The organism is Desulfuromonas soudanensis (genome assembly GCF_001278055.1).
Classification (GTDB): domain Bacteria; phylum Desulfobacterota; class Desulfuromonadia; order Desulfuromonadales; family WTL; genus Deferrimonas; species Deferrimonas soudanensis.
Map to the genome: position 1 here is coordinate 1,881,123 of NZ_CP010802.1, position 14,277 is coordinate 1,895,399.

A 14,277-nucleotide genomic window follows, 5' to 3' on the forward strand; every position below is an offset into this window, starting at 1 on the left:
CTGCCTCAAGGAGATTCGAATATGATGCCGAAAAACGACCCCATCCGCTGGTTTGAAGATCTCAGCAATCAGGACGTCGCTCTGGTCGGCGGCAAGAACGCCTCCCTCGGCGAGATGATCGGCACCCTCAAGGCCGAGGGCATCCAGGTACCCGACGGTTTCGCCACCACTTCCGAAGCCTACCGCCGCTACCTTGCCGAGAACGACCTGGAGGAGAAAATCCGCGGGCGGCTTGACGAACACCGGAAGGGCGCCAAATCGCTGCACCAGACCGGCGACTCCATCCGCCGCATGATCCGTCGAGGAAAATGGCCCGAAGGGATCGCCGTGGCCATCGGCGAGGCCTACCGCGAGCTTTGCCGCCGCCGCGGCGAGGAGGAGGTCTCGGTGGCCGTGCGCAGCAGCGCCACCGCCGAGGATCTCCCCGACGCCAGCTTCGCCGGCCAGCAGGAGACGTTTCTCAACGTCACCGGCGAGGAGGAGCTGCTCGACGCCTGCCGCAAGTGCTACGCCTCGCTCTTCACGGACCGGGCGATCAGCTACCGCCAAAACAAGGGTTTCGATCACATGCAGGTGGCCCTCTCGGTCGGGGTGCAGACGATGGTGCGTTCGGACAAGGCCGGTGCCGGGGTGATGTTTTCCATCGACACCGACACCGGCTTTCCCGAAGTCGTGGTCATCGAAGCCGCCTGGGGGCTGGGGGAAAACGTGGTGCAGGGGACGGTGACGCCGGACAGCTATACGGTCTTCAAACCGCTGCTCGAAAAGAGAAACCTCAAACCGATCCTGGGCAAAAAACTCGGCAACAAGGAAAAAAAGCTGGTCTATGCCCGCAGCGCCGGGCAAACCACCCGAAACATCGACACTTCGGCCCGGGAGCGGCGGACCTTTGTTCTCTGCGACGATGAAATCCTGCAACTGGCCCGCTGGGCCGTGGTGATCGAGCGCCACTACGGTCGACCGATGGACATGGAATGGGCCAAGGATGGGGAGTCCGGGGAAATCTTTATCGTCCAGGCCCGTCCCGAAACGGTTCAGTCGCGCAAGGCAGCGGGGGTGCTCAAGACCTATGCCCTCAAGGAGAAAGGCGAAGTTCTGTTCAGCGGGATCGCCATCGGCGAGGCGATCGCCTCCGGCAAGGCTCAGGTGATTCGGAGTGCCAGCGAAATTGACCTCTTCGAAGAGGGGAACATTCTCGTCACCGGCATGACCGACCCCGACTGGGTGCCGATCATGAAGAAGGCCGCCGGCATCATCACCGACCACGGCGGCCGCACCTCCCACGCCGCCATCGTCAGCCGCGAACTCGGCATCGCCGCCGTCATCGGCACCGAGCACGGCACCAGCGAACTCGAGGACGGTCAGGCAGTCACCCTCTCTTGCGCCGAGGGGGAGCAGGGGAAGGTTTACGCCGGTCTCCTGGAATTCACCGAAACCGAGGTGAATCTCGACGACCTCCCCGAGATCAAAACCCAGATCATGCTGAACATCGCCAGCCCGGCGGCGGCCTCCCGCTGGTGGCGCCTGCCGTGCCGGGGGATCGGTCTGGCGCGCATGGAATTCATCATCAACAGCATCATCCAGGTTCACCCCATGGCCCTGCTCAAGTACGACGAGCTCGAAGACAGGGACGCCAAGCGCCGTATCCGGGAGTTGACGCGAAACTATGCGGACAGAAGCGAGTACTTCGTCGATCAGCTCGCCCAGGGGATCGCCACCATTGCCGCCAGCCGGTATCCCGATCCGGTGATCGTGCGCATGAGCGACTTCAAAAGCAATGAGTACGCTGAACTGATCGGCGGCCGGCAGTTCGAATTGGCCGAGGAAAATCCCATGCTCGGCTTCCGCGGCGCCTCCCGCTACTACAGCGAGCGCTACCGCGCCGGCTTCGCCCTCGAGTGCGCGGCGATCAAGCGGGTGCGCGAAGAGATCGGGCTCTCCAACGTCGTGGTGATGATTCCCTTCTGCCGCACGCTCAAAGAGGCCGACCGGGTGCTCGAGGTCATGGCGGAGGAAGGTCTTGTGCGGGGCCAGTTGGGACTCGAGGTCTACGTGATGGTGGAGATCCCCGCCAACGTGATTCTCGCCGAGGAGTTTGCCGCTCGCTTCGACGGCTTCTCCATCGGCTCCAACGACCTGACCCAGCTCACCCTCGGCGTCGACCGCGATTCGGCAATGCTCAAGGAACTCTTCGACGAACGGGATGAGGCGGTGATGACCACCATCCGCCAGGCGATCCGGGCGGCCAAAAAAACCGGCACCAAAATTGGGATCTGCGGCCAGGCGCCCAGCGATTACCCTGATTTCGTCGCCTTCCTGGTGGAGGAAGGGATCGATTCCATCTCCCTCAATCCCGACAGCGTGATCGGCGTCATCCGTCGTGTCGCCGAGGTGGAATCGCGGCGGATTTGAATAGTCCCGATCTTCTCCCCGTCTGGCCTTTATCCCGGCAGTTTTGCCGCCAGGACATCGGCCTTTTCGATGACAGGGGGGGTGGAGAGCAGGTCTTCAGCATTCGCCATGAGCGCCGCGGCGACCCTTCCGGAGAGATGAGCCTCCCGTCCTTTCTCGTCAGGAAAGGCGTCAAAGATCCCGAAGGTCGAGGGCCCGAGACGGAGACCGAACCAGGCGACGGTGTCCGGTTCGTCTTCGACGAGGGGGAGTCCGTTGAGAAGAAATTTCTCCACCTCTTTCTCTTTACCCGGCTTTGCTTCCAGACGTACGAACAAGGAGACTTTGGGCATGGGTATTCCTCCTCGATGCAAAAGGATAGTCTTGCGTTTTGTTCCGATTTTGTCCAAAATTCCAAGAAAATTAAACCGGTGGCGGATCAGTTTTTACTCTATCGCCAATCAGATAGCGGTCAAGCCCGGGCACAGAATACAATCCGGGTCAACACCTGGCATTCTGCTCCTGTTGAAATTTCACGGTCGAATCGGCAGCGATCAGGTCGAAAAAATCTCATGCATTTCCCTGCTGCCCCATCCTTTTGCGAACATGACTCCGGAAGAATTCCGATGACAAGGAGAGGTGATGAAATCGAATCCGAGACTCAATGCAGCTATTCTAGAAGTCGTCCAGAATCAGATCGAATCGAACGATCCCCCTGAAACCAGTCAAACCCTCCATCGCCTCATGGCCGAGGGGTATTCCCCGGTTGAGGCAAAGGCGCTCGTTGGCAGTGTCGTTGCGGCCGAGGTCTATTATGTGATGAAAGAGGGGACGCCCTTCGATATCAACCGATTTGTCGCCGCCCTTCACAAACTCCCGGTCATCCATCGCTGAAAATCAGGGGGCATCGGAGCGGTCGAAACTCAAGAAACAAGCTCCATGCCGGTGCGTGTCTTTGACGACAGAAAAATCCCTTTGAGAAGGTAATCCATGACCCTGAATGAAAAACTTCTCGGCCTGAAGGCGGCCTCCCGTGGAAAGCTTTCAGCGGAAACCCAAAAAATCATGGCCGATGCCTTAAGCGCCATCGAAGCCACGGACCAGAAGGGCCGGGCGCTGGCCCCTGGCGACGCTGCGCCGGCATTTACCCTGGCAGATCACGCCGGGAGGCTCTGGACATCGACGGAGCTCCTTAAGGAGGGACCGCTGGTGGTCAATTTCTTTCGGGGGAGCTGGTGACCGTATTGCAACGCGGAGCTGGAGGCTCTGCAGAGGATATTGAACGAAATTAAGGCCCTGGGCGCCAACCTGGTGGCCGTGTCGCCGATTGAGAGGCGTTTTGCCGCCAGAACCGTTGACAAGTATGGGCTGCGGTTTCCGGTACTGGTCGACCCGGGGAACGAGGTTGCCAGCGCCTTTCAGCTGACCATCGTCGTTCCCGAACCCCTGCGGGACGTCTATTACGGATTCGGCATCGATCTCGAGCGGGTGAACGGCGACCGGAGCTGGACACTCCCTCTTCCGACGCGCTATGTGATCGGAACCGACGGTCTCATCGTCGATGCCCGGACCAACACCGACCACACCCTGCGCCCGGAACCGGAGGAGACCTTGGCCGTTCTGCGAAGGATCAAGGATGGGGCCTAGGGGAAGGGACCGATCCCGTGCAGGGTATTTTTTGAAAAAAAAGGCGGGGCATGGCGCCCCGCCTTTTTTTGTGACTTGTCTCCTAGCCTCAGCCGAGGATCTGCTTGAGGTCCTCTTCGGCGGTGGTGATGGGGCCGATATTGAAGTTCTCCACCAGAAAGTTGAGGACGTTGGGGGTGATGAAGGCCGGCAGTGTCGGTCCGAGCTTGATGTTTTTGATTCCGAGGTGCAGCAGGGTGAGGAGGATCGCCACCGCTTTCTGCTCGTACCAGGAGAGGATCATCGACAGCGGCAGGTCGTTGACGTCGCATTCGAAGGCGCCGGCAAGGGCGACGGCGATCTGGATGGCGCTGTAGGCGTCGTTGCACTGGCCGATGTCGAGGAGGCGCGGGATGCCGCCGATGTCGCCGAAGTCGAGTTTGTTGAAGCGGTACTTGCCGCAGGCCAGGGTGAGGATGACGGTGTCCTTGGGGGCTTTCTCGGCGAATTCGGTGTAGTAGTTGCGCCCGCTCTTGGCGCCGTCGCAGCCGCCGACGAGGAAGAAGTGGCGGATCTGGCCGGCCTTGACGGCGGCGATGACCTTGTCGGCGACGCCGAGAACGGCGTTGTGGCCGAAGCCGGTGAGGATCTCCTGGCCGAGGTTTTCTTTAAAGCCCGGGAGCTCCTGGGCCTTTTTGATGACGGTGGAAAAATCCCAGCCGGCGATGTTCTTCACGTCGGGCCACTGGACGAGGCCCCAGGTGAAGAGGCGGTCCTTGTAGGACTCGGCGGGGCGCTGGATGCAGTTGGTGTTGAAGATGATGGCGCCGGGGAAAGAGGTGAATTCCTTGGCCTGATCCTGCCAGGCGCCGCCGAAGTTGCCGACGAGGTGGCTGTACTTTTTGAGGCCGGGGTAGCCGTGGGCCGGGAGCATCTCGCCGTGGGTGTAGACGTTGACGCCGGTCCCCTCGGTCTGCTTGAGGAGTTCTTCGAGCATGCGCAGGTCGTGACCGGAGACGAGGATCGCCTTGCCGGCCTTGGTGCCGAGCTGCACGGGGGTCGGCACCGGATGCCCGTAGCTGTCGGTGTTGGCCTTGTTAAGGAGCTCCATGGTGACCAGGTTGATGCGGCCGCATTCCATGGCCAGGCCGACGAAATCCATCAGGCCGAGGCTCTTGTCGAGGGTGGCGGCGAGGAATTTATGGGTGTAGGCGTAGATCTCGTCGTTTTCCAGGCCGATCACCAGGGCGTGGTGGGCGTAGGCGGCGTACCCCTTCATGCCGTAAATGAGGATTTCCTGCACGCTCTTGACGTCGGGGTCGATCGTCTCGTCCTTGACGCCGTGCTTCTCGCCGAGGGCGATCAGTTCAGCGGTGGAGCCTGCAGTGAAGGGGAGGGCGGCTTCGGGGATGGAACCGGTGTAGGGAGCTCCTGCGGCCGTCGTATAGAGGGTCCTGGCCTTGTCGAGGAGGGTTGCTGCCTTGCGTACCAGTTTGGCGATTTCTTCGGCGTCGAAGTCGACGTTGGTGACGGTGGTGAAGAGGCCGTCGAGCATGAAGCGGTCGATCTCCTGGTCCTTGGCTCCCTTTTCCCGGGCGAGGTTGGCCCAGAAGGCGATCCCCTTGAGGGCGAAAACCAGCTGGTCCTGCAGGGTCGAGACGTCCGGTTGCTTGCCGCAGACGCCGATCTTGGTGCAACCGCCGTTGGCGGTCTGCTCACACTGGTAACAGAACATGTTTTTCTCCTTGGTTGTTGGGGTGGGTTTTCCGTTCGATAGGCCGAAGAATTGCCAGAGTTTCTGCATGGAGGCTCCGTGAAGGGGGCGGAATCGAGAGCTGGGGGATGATACTACTCTGAAATCCGCACTGTTGGTGTATAATCTACGGGAAATCATTCCCGTTTTGGTGAGGCCAAGGTAGGCCATGCGGGATCCTTGAGCCTTGACCGAAGTCAAATTTCGGGAAAAAGGTATTTTTTTTACCTTGATGGGCCAAAAAACTTTCAACGCAGAGGCGCTGAGGGAAAACAGAGGACGCAAGGAAAGCTTTGGAAAACAATTCTTTGTAAAGAGATCCGTATTTACGGCGGGAGAATCATGACAGGTGAAAAGCGCCGCTACTGGCTGATGAAATCGGAACCGAACTGCTTTTCCTTTGACGACCTTAAAGGTCGCCCCGAGAAAACCGAGCATTGGGACGGGGTGCGGAACTTCCAGGCACGCAACCTGCTGCGCGACGAGCTCAAACCCGGCGATGGCGTCCTCTTCTATCACAGCAACACCAGGGAACCGGCGATCGTCGGCCTGGCAAAGGTGGTGCGCGGCGGCTACCCCGATCACACCGCTCTCGATCCCCGCTCGGACCACTTTGACCCCCGCTCGACGGAGGGCAACCCCATCTGGTTCATGGTCGACGTTCAGTCCCTGAGGCCTTTGCCGGCGCCCTTGACCCGGGATGACCTTCGCCGCCATCCCCTCCTCTCCGGGATGGGGGTGCTGAAAAAGGGGAATCGCCTTTCGGTGCAGCCGGTCTCGGCCCAGGAGTGGCAGGGGGTGCTGGAAATTTCCGGAGTGCCGGATCCCTTTGAGAAATAAGGATCCGCAAACCGGTTCCTTTAACGCCCAGGGCACCAAGTCGTCCGTGAGTCCTGTCGAAAGTTGACGGGGCAATGTTTTGAGTTGAAGAATAGGTAATCACCTATAATGCGTGGCCGCGAATTTCTTCGCGGCGGGGTTTCTTTGGAGGAATCATGAACAGGTTCATCAAAATTTCCGCAATTGTCGCCGGAGCCGTCGTCGTCCTGATCGTCGCCCTGATCGTTCTCGCCCAGGTCCTCATTACCCCGGAGAGGGTCAGGGAAACCGTCCTCCCACTGGCCGAAAAGGCCCTGCACCGCAAGGTCGCCCTCGGCGAAATCGACGTCAGCCTCTTTTCGGGGATTTCCATACAGGACATCCGGGTCCAGGAAAAGGCGGGGGAGGAGGATTTTGTCGCCGCCGACCGCATTGTGCTGCGTTACCGCATCTGGCCCCTATTTTTCCTGCGGGTGGTGGTCGACGAGGTGCGGCTCGAGGGACCGAAGATTCGCATCGAGCGACTGGCCGACGGCAGCTTCAACTTCAGCGATCTGACGGCCCCCGCCTCCGCGGAGACTCCGGCACCGAAGGAAGAACCGGCATCGGAAAATGGGAAGGAGATCAGCCTGTTGGTGGCCAGAGTCGTCGTCAGCGGCGGCGAGATCCTCTTTTTCGATCATGCAGCCGGAGCCGCCACCCCCTATCGCTACCAGCTCAGCGACCTCGCCCTGGAGGCCAGCGACATCTCCCTGGACCGTCCCTTCCCCTTTTCCGTCAAAGTGCTGTTGAACGGCTCGGTCCTGACGCTGGACGGCGAAGCAAACGTGGCCGAGGGAAGCGGCAAGGTGAAGGTCAATCTTGCGGGTCTTGACGTCACGGCTTTTGCCCCCTACTACCGCAGCGCCATTCCGGGGGATCTCGAGGGGCTCAAGCTGAGTCTCGATGTCGTCGCCGAGAAAGGAGCTGGGAAGCTCTCCTCCAAGGGGTCGGTGGTTGTCAAGGAGCTCGACCTGATTCTCGATGCCATGAAGGAGAGCCCGCTGCGCGACGCCAGGTTCAATCTCGACTACGCCCTCGATGTCGACCTGGCCGCCAAGACCCTGACCCTCGGAGCGAGCCGGGCGGTCCTTAACGGGATCGTTGCCGAGTTTGACGGCACGGTGAGCGCCTATGATGTGAAGCCGCTTCTCGACCTGAACCTCGCCCTGCCGGGGCTCGACCTGCGCCGCACCCTGGCCGCCCTCCCTGATAACCTCGTTGCCGCGGCCAAGGGGATGGATCCCGCCGGGACTGTTGACGCCAAGGTTCATCTGTACGGAACCCTCGAGGATCCAGGCAAACTCCTCAAGGACGGCGAGGTGAGCCTGACGGATGTGGCGGTCAGCGCCGGCGGGATGCGCCCGGCGCTCAGCGGTCGCATCCATCTGTCGGGGGATACCCTGCAGACCGAGAAACTGCAGCTTAAAATCGGCGACAACCTTCTTCAGGTCGATCTGCAGGGTAAAAATCTCTTTGGCGATCCGGTGGTCCTTTCCAGTCGCATCACCGCCGACAAGCTTCTTGTCGACCCGCTCCTCGGCCCCCCCCCGACAGCGGCGGCAGAGGCCGCTCCGGCCACCAGGGACGCGGCTCAGGCCGAGGAGCTCGGGCCCCTGGCGATCCCCCTCAGGGCCAGCGGCGAGGTTCGGGTCCAGCAGGCGCTCTATAAGGGGCTGGTCATCGACGCCCTGGCCCTCGATTGGCGTCTGGAGAAAAATGTCCTGACGGTGGAGAAATTGACCGGAACTCTGGCCGGAGGGACTTTCACGCAGAATGCCCGGGTCGATCTCGGCAAGAAGGGGCTCGTCTACACGACCGCACTGGAGCTCAAGGGAGTCCAGGCCGATCCCCTGGTGACCGCTTTTGCCCCCAAATCCGCTGGGACCCTCTTCGGCAACCTCGATCTGACGGCCCGCTTCGACGGGCGGGGAACCCTGGCCGAAACGGTGAAGAAAAATCTTTCAGGGAAGGGACGTTTTGCGCTCGCCGAGGCCCGCCTCACCGGTTCGGGGATCGCCCGGGGGCTTTCGGATTATCTCCAGCTCGAAGAGTTGCGGGATGTACGCTTTGCCAAGGCCGAGGGGGAGTTCACCATCGAACAGGGACGGGTCAAGGTCGCCGCCGATTTTGGCGGGAGTAAACTGCGGCTTTCTCCCCGGGGGAGCGCCGGCCTCGACGGTAACCTCGATCTGGTTCTCGATACCCGCCTTTCCCCTGAGTTGACCGGCAAGCTCGACAGCCATGGCAAGGTCAGCGGCTATTTCAAGGACGCGCAGGGGTGGGGACAGGTGCCCCTGAAGCTCTCCGGAACCGTTGCGGCCCCGCGCTTCACTCTCGACGCTTCGGCGGTCAAGGGACAGGTCAAGGAAAAGGCCCGGGAGCAGTTGCAGAAGACGCTGGAGAAGAAGCTCTTCAAGAAAGGGACTCCTGCCGAGCCGGGGACCCCGGAAAGCCAGGATCCCGCCAAAAAGGCCCTCGATGACGCCCTCAAGGGGTTGTTCGGCCGTTGACATGTTCTGTTTTTTCGTGGTAGAGGTGCCCCAAAAAAAACAGGAGCTTGCCACATGACCGGAATGGAAGACTACAGTGGATTTGAGGTGATCAGGGCCGCCATGGAAGTTGAGAAGAACGGCCACCGTTTCTACTCGACCATGGCGCAAAAAGCCAAGAGCGAAATTGCCAGGGAGATCTTCGCCTGGCTGGCCCAAGATGAGGTGGCCCACCTCAAAACCCTCGAGGATCTCGTCCCGCAATACCAGGAGGGGGCCTTCTGGGACGATGAGGAGATTTTTCTCCCCTACCTGCGGCGCTTCTCAGACAGCGAAATCTTCCCCTCCGCCGAGCGCCTGGAGAAAGTCCTGCAGTCGGGGGATAGCGACTTTAAAGCCCTCGACCTGGCTATCGAGGCCGAGGAAAAATTCGCCGCCTACTTCCACAAGGCCGCGATCCACGCCCGCACCCGCGAAGGGAAGGACGCCTTCGCCTGGCTCGCCGGCGAAGAGGACCGTCACGCTGCAGTCCTCAAGGAGCGCAGGGCCAAGCTCCAGGCCGCCTGAACGCAACAGTTTCGGTTCAAAAAAGAAAAGGGGCGTCCTGAGGGACGCCCCTTTTCTTTTTGTCTCACGCCCCCTTCTGCGGAGGGTCTTTGCCGAATAACTTGAGGAGGAGCAATATCCCCGGGAAAAGATGGAAAAGGAGGTCGAAGATGTCGACGGGCCGGCTCAGGGTCCCCTTAAAAAGCATGCGGATCTTCTCGAAGAGGTGCGGTTCGGGGACGAAGGGGGCCAGCCCGAGGAGAATCGAAAAGAGGATCAGGAGGGGGTAGGGGATCTCGTTCAGGATCGGCAGCTTCATCGATCGTCTCCGGGGGCTATTTCCCTGCTGAAACGGGTCTTTTCCGTGGCGCAGACCTCCCGTCCGGGGCAGTCGGCGCGCCTGCACGGTTCGACGTGAATCGTCACGTCAGAACCGCGAACCTCCTGCTCGATGCGCTTTTCCAGGTGATCGGCGATGTCGTGGGCCTCTTCCACCGAGAGGTGTTTGCAGACGGTCAGATGAAAGTCCATGATCTTTTGCGAACCGGCGCGGCGGGTGCGCAGGTTGTGGTAGTCGAGAAGATCCCCCTGGTGGGATTCGATCAGCCGCTGCACCTCCTGGCGCACCGCCTCGGGGAGCTCTTCGTCGAGGACGTCCCCCAGGCCGCGACGCACCAGGCGCAGGGCCTCGAAGAGGATGTAGCAGGCGACCAAGAGCGACAGCACCGGGTCGAGCCAGGGGATGTTGACGAAGTTGATCACCACCAGCCCCGCCAGAAGGGCGAGGTTGGTGTAGACGTCCATGGAAAAATGAAGGGAGTCGGCCTGCAGTGCCGAGGAGTCGGTTTCTCTGGCGACCCGGCGCAGGTAGCGGCTGATGCAGAAGGAGGCCAGGGCGCTGAAGAGGAGGACCGACATCCCCTGGCCGAGGCGTGCCAGGGCGACCCCCGAAGAGAGGCGTCGGATCGATTCGAAGATGATCCACCCGCCGGAGGACGCAATGACCAGAGCCTGGATAATGGTCGCCAGCGTTTCGTACTTGCCGTGGCCGAAGGGGTGCTTCTCGTCGGCGGGCTCTTCGGCCTTGTGGATTGCCAGATAGTTGATCCCCGACATGAAGATGTCGAGGAGCGAATCGATGGCCGATGAGAGGACCGCCAGGGAACCGGTCGTTATTCCGACCACGAGTTTAATGAGGGCCAGCCCGGTGGCGGTGGCCATCGAAAAGCGGGCGGCCCTGATTTTCGGGTTGAGTCTGTTCATCCCCGCATGCCCTCTGTCCCCGTGCGCCGTCAATCCTTCAGGGAGCATTCCTGCTCCCAGGCCAGATAGCCGTCGTTTTCGATAGCCCAGAAGGCCTCGATGCGCTCCCCGTAATAGTCGCGGTCGGCGCAGTCCTTCTCGATGTCGGCCAGCAGGGACTCGTCGACCAGGTTCACCTTCCGGCAGTAGCGGTAGAAGGCGAGGGTTCCGGAGAGAATGTCGCCGAGCTCGGCCAGGTTCGGTTCGAGAGTCCTGACGATATACCAGTTGCCGGCGAACTGCCGCAACCGTCCGGGACGGAGGGCGAAGATGTTCTCCTGGCGGTCGGGGATGACGAACTCCCGGAGGAAATAGTCGGCGCCATAGGCCAGGGCGCTGGCCTCCTCGGCGGTGCGACCCTCCTCGACGAGGTCGAGGTAGAAGGATTTGAGAAATTCCGAGCACAATCGGTCGACGCGAATTTCGTCTTGCAGATTCCGGACCTCGAACTGCTCGGGGGCAAAGAGCGCTTCCTGATCCTCTTTTACAGTATGATCGGACATGACACCTCCTGCAATGGGGCCTTTTATTAGCATCCGCGCGGTCGGCGGGTCAAGGGATTTTCCTACGGGATAAGGCTATTTACATCACCGGGGCGGTTTGTTAACATAACGCCTTCTTTAATCTTTACCGCCGGGGATTTTTTCGACCCGCGGCGGGAGCTCCCCTCAAGGATGGCCCTTTCATGAGCAGCACCACCCCCATGATGCGTCAGTACCTGGAAATCAAGTCCCAGTATCCCGACGCCATCCTCTTTTTTCGCCTCGGCGATTTCTACGAAATGTTTCTGGAGGACGCCGTCACCGCCTCCCGCGTTCTCGACATCACCCTGACCTGCCGCAACAAGGGGGCGGCCGAAGAGATTCCTCTCTGCGGCATCCCCTTTCACAGCTCCCAGCCCTATATCGCCCGCCTGGTGGAAAACGGCTACAAGGTCGCGGTCTGCGAACAGGTGGAAGACCCGAAAACGGCCAAGGGAATCGTCCGTCGCGAGGTGGTGCGGGTCGTCTCTCCCGGCCTGGTCCTCGACACCGAGTCCCTCAAGCCCAAGGAAAACAATTATCTGGTGGCCTTGGCCGAAGGCGACGCCGGCCGTTACGGTGTGGCGGTCCTCGACATCACCACGGGAGAGTTCCGTGTGACCGAAACCGCCGGCCTCGACGGAGTGCGCAGCGAACTCACCGCGCTCAACCCCCGGGAGGTCATGGTCGCCGACGGCGCCGAAGGGACTTCGCTGCGTCAGGGTCTTGCCGCCATCCTCGCCGGGCGCATGGTCAACCTCCTCCCCGAATGGACCTTCGAGAGCGACCGTGCCGCCGGGCTTCTCACCGACTTCTTTGCCTGTGGCTCGCTGGCAGCCTTCGGTTGCGCCGGACTCCCCGGCGCCGTCCGCGCCGCCGGCGCCATTCTCCATTACCTGCAGGAGACCCAGAAATACGATCTCGGCCATATCCGCCCCCTGGCGACCTATCATACCCGGGATTACATGGTCCTCGACGAGACCTCGCGGCGCAACCTGGAACTGACCGCCACTCTTCACGACGGCGGCAAAAAAGGTTCGCTTCTCGGGGTCCTCGACCGCACCGTCACCGCCATGGGAGGGCGAAGGCTGCGCCAGTGGATCAACCAGCCACTGGTGGATGTGGGACGGATTCAGGGGCGCCACCAGGCGGTGGCCGAAATGGTGGAGAAGAGCCTGCTGCGGGACGAGCTGCGCGCCGCCCTCGATGGCGTCTACGACCTGGAGCGTCTCAACGCCAAGATCGCCATGGCTAGCGCCAACGCCAAGGATCTGGCGGCCCTGCGTTCTTCGCTGATGCGGCTTCCGGCGCTCATCGACCTGCTGCAGGGGGTGGAGGCTCCCTTTCTCCTCGAGCTCGGTTCCGGGATCGATCCCCTTCTCGATGTCTGTGAACTCCTTTGCGGCGCCATCGTCGACGATCCTCCCTTTGTCCTGCGGGAGGGGGGGCTGATCCGCGACGGCTACCATGACCCCCTCGACGAACTGCGCCTGATCAGCCGGCAGGGGAAGGGGTGGATCGCCCGCCTCGAGCAGCAGGAGAAGGAGCGCACCGGGATCTCGACGCTCAAGGTCCGTTTCAACAGGGTCTTTGGCTATTACATCGAGGTGACCCGCAGCCATCTCGGAAAGGTCCCCGACGACTACCAGCGCCGCCAGACCCTGGCCAACGCCGAGCGCTATATCACCCCGGCACTCAAGGAGTACGAGGAGAAGGTCCTCGGCGCCGAGGAGCGCCTGGTGGAGATCGAATACGACCTCTTCCAGGAGGTGCGCCAACAGACGTCCCGCCAGGGACGACGCATCCAGCAGGTCGCCGACGCCCTGGCGACGCTCGATGTCGTCTTCGGGCTCTCCGAGCTGGCCCATGAGCGCAACTACGTCGTCCCCGAGATGGACGACAGCGGCGACCTGGTGCTGGTGGAGGGGCGGCACCCGGTGATCGAGGCGATGAGCCTCTCCGAGCGGTTCGTCGCCAACGACGTGACCCTCGATACCCGCGAGAATCAGATCCTGATCATCACCGGCCCCAATATGGCCGGCAAATCGACCTTCATGCGCCAGATCGCCCTGGTCACCCTCATGGCCCACATGGGGAGCCTGGTTCCGGCGCGCTCGGCGCGGATCGGGGTGGTCGACCGCATTTTTACCCGGGTCGGGGCCAGCGACAATCTGGCTCGCGGCCAGTCGACCTTCATGGTCGAGATGACCGAGGCGGCCAACATCCTCAACCATGCCACCCCCCGCAGCCTCATCGTCCTCGATGAGATCGGTCGCGGCACCTCGACCTTCGACGGCATCAGCATCGCCTGGTCCGTCGCCGAGTACCTGCACGACAACCCCGCCGTCGCCGCCAAGACCCTCTTCGCCACCCACTATCACGAACTCACCGATCTCGCCCTGACCCGGGAGCGGGTGAAGAACTACAACGTGGCCGTCAAGGAGTGGAACGACCAGATCATTTTTTTGCGCAAGATCGTCAAGGGGGGCGCCAGCCATTCCTACGGTATCCAGGTGGCGCGTCTCGCCGGGTTGCCTGCGGCCGTCATCGACCGCGCCCGGGAGGTGCTGCGCAATCTCGAGTCGGGGGAATTCGAACGGGAAGGGGAGCCGCGCCTGGCCCGCAGCCGTCGGGGGAAGAGCTCCGTTCCCGTTCCCCAGCTCTCCCTCTTCGACAGTGAAAGCGACGAAATCCGCCGCCGTCTTGACGAACTCGACACTGCGGTCCTCACTCCCCTGGAGGCCCTCAATATCCTCGACCAACTCAAGAAAATGGTGTAACCAATGAG

At 61.4% G+C, this 14,277-nt stretch carries 13 protein-coding genes and 1 pseudogene; 9 read left to right on the forward strand and 5 right to left on the reverse strand.

Annotated elements, in window-relative coordinates:
- Positions 1-21 precede the first annotated feature (21 nt).
- Complete coding sequence (ppsA, locus tag DSOUD_RS08445) at positions 22-2,412, forward strand: phosphoenolpyruvate synthase (RefSeq protein ID WP_053550601.1); 2,391 nt, start codon at positions 22-24, stop codon at positions 2,410-2,412.
- Between the two features lie 29 nt (positions 2,413-2,441).
- On the opposite strand, the gene DSOUD_RS08450 is transcribed toward ppsA, so the two are convergent.
- Positions 2,442-2,744 carry a putative quinol monooxygenase gene (locus tag DSOUD_RS08450; RefSeq protein WP_053550602.1) on the reverse strand — a complete coding sequence of 101 codons (303 nt, stop codon included), beginning with the start codon at positions 2,742-2,744 and terminating at the stop codon, positions 2,442-2,444.
- A 289-nt stretch (positions 2,745-3,033) separates the two neighbouring features.
- Here DSOUD_RS08450 and DSOUD_RS08455 point away from each other — a divergent pair, with 289 nt between their 5' ends.
- The 3 genes and pseudogenes from DSOUD_RS08455 to DSOUD_RS08465 all read left to right on the forward strand — a co-directional run.
- Complete coding sequence (locus tag DSOUD_RS08455; protein ID WP_053550603.1) at positions 3,034-3,285, forward strand: hypothetical protein; 252 nt, start codon at positions 3,034-3,036, stop codon at positions 3,283-3,285.
- 96 nt (positions 3,286-3,381) lie between these two features.
- Positions 3,382-3,630, forward strand: a complete 249-nt coding sequence (locus DSOUD_RS08460; protein ID WP_053550604.1) for a thioredoxin domain-containing protein — start codon at positions 3,382-3,384, stop codon at positions 3,628-3,630.
- 12 nt (positions 3,631-3,642) lie between these two features.
- Positions 3,643-4,038, forward strand: a pseudogene (locus tag DSOUD_RS08465) (redoxin domain-containing protein); the annotation flags it as partial.
- Between the two features lie 88 nt (positions 4,039-4,126).
- Here DSOUD_RS08465 and hcp read toward each other — a convergent pair.
- Positions 4,127-5,752: a hydroxylamine reductase gene (gene hcp / locus DSOUD_RS08470; RefSeq protein ID WP_198300388.1), complete on the reverse strand. Its 1,626-nt coding sequence runs from the start codon at positions 5,750-5,752 to the stop codon at positions 4,127-4,129.
- Between the two features lie 205 nt (positions 5,753-5,957).
- Between hcp and DSOUD_RS18435 the strand changes: the two genes are divergently transcribed.
- The 4 genes from DSOUD_RS18435 (at position 5,958) to DSOUD_RS08485 (ending at position 9,687) form a co-directional block, all read left to right on the forward strand.
- On the forward strand, positions 5,958-6,116 hold the full coding sequence (locus DSOUD_RS18435; protein ID WP_157671809.1) for a hypothetical protein: 159 nt from the start codon (positions 5,958-5,960) through the stop codon (positions 6,114-6,116).
- Positions 6,113-6,610 carry an EVE domain-containing protein gene (locus DSOUD_RS08475; RefSeq protein ID WP_053550607.1) on the forward strand — a complete coding sequence of 166 codons (498 nt, stop codon included), beginning with the start codon at positions 6,113-6,115 and terminating at the stop codon, positions 6,608-6,610. Before DSOUD_RS18435 ends, DSOUD_RS08475 begins: the two co-directional genes overlap by 4 nt.
- A 155-nt stretch (positions 6,611-6,765) precedes the next feature.
- Positions 6,766-9,141 carry an AsmA family protein gene (locus DSOUD_RS08480; protein ID WP_053550608.1) on the forward strand — a complete coding sequence of 792 codons (2,376 nt, stop codon included), beginning with the start codon at positions 6,766-6,768 and terminating at the stop codon, positions 9,139-9,141.
- Positions 9,142-9,195: 54 nt separating this feature from the next.
- Positions 9,196-9,687, forward strand: a complete 492-nt coding sequence (locus DSOUD_RS08485) for a ferritin family protein (RefSeq protein ID WP_053550609.1) — start codon at positions 9,196-9,198, stop codon at positions 9,685-9,687.
- A gap of 64 nt (positions 9,688-9,751) precedes the next feature.
- On the opposite strand, the gene DSOUD_RS08490 is transcribed toward DSOUD_RS08485, so the two are convergent.
- From DSOUD_RS08490 to DSOUD_RS08500, 3 genes are read right to left on the reverse strand one after another with little or no spacing between them, the layout of a single operon-like run.
- Positions 9,752-9,985, reverse strand: a complete 234-nt coding sequence (locus tag DSOUD_RS08490; RefSeq protein ID WP_053550610.1) for a hypothetical protein — start codon at positions 9,983-9,985, stop codon at positions 9,752-9,754.
- Positions 9,982-10,929 (reverse strand): cation diffusion facilitator family transporter, encoded by a 948-nt coding sequence (locus DSOUD_RS08495; RefSeq protein WP_053550611.1) that lies wholly within the window; start codon positions 10,927-10,929, stop codon positions 9,982-9,984. The genes DSOUD_RS08490 and DSOUD_RS08495 overlap by 4 nt, the downstream gene beginning before the upstream one ends.
- Before the next feature lie 29 nt (positions 10,930-10,958).
- The gene (locus DSOUD_RS08500) at positions 10,959-11,471 is read right to left on the reverse strand and encodes a hypothetical protein (RefSeq protein ID WP_053550612.1); all 513 of its coding nucleotides are present in this window, start codon (positions 11,469-11,471) and stop codon (positions 10,959-10,961) included.
- Positions 11,472-11,653: 182 nt separating this feature from the next.
- On the opposite strand from DSOUD_RS08500, the gene mutS reads away from it, so the two are divergent.
- Positions 11,654-14,269, forward strand: coding sequence for a DNA mismatch repair protein MutS (gene mutS, locus DSOUD_RS08505; protein WP_053550613.1), 2,616 nt, complete (start codon positions 11,654-11,656; stop codon positions 14,267-14,269).
- Positions 14,270-14,277: the final 8 nt, after the last annotated feature.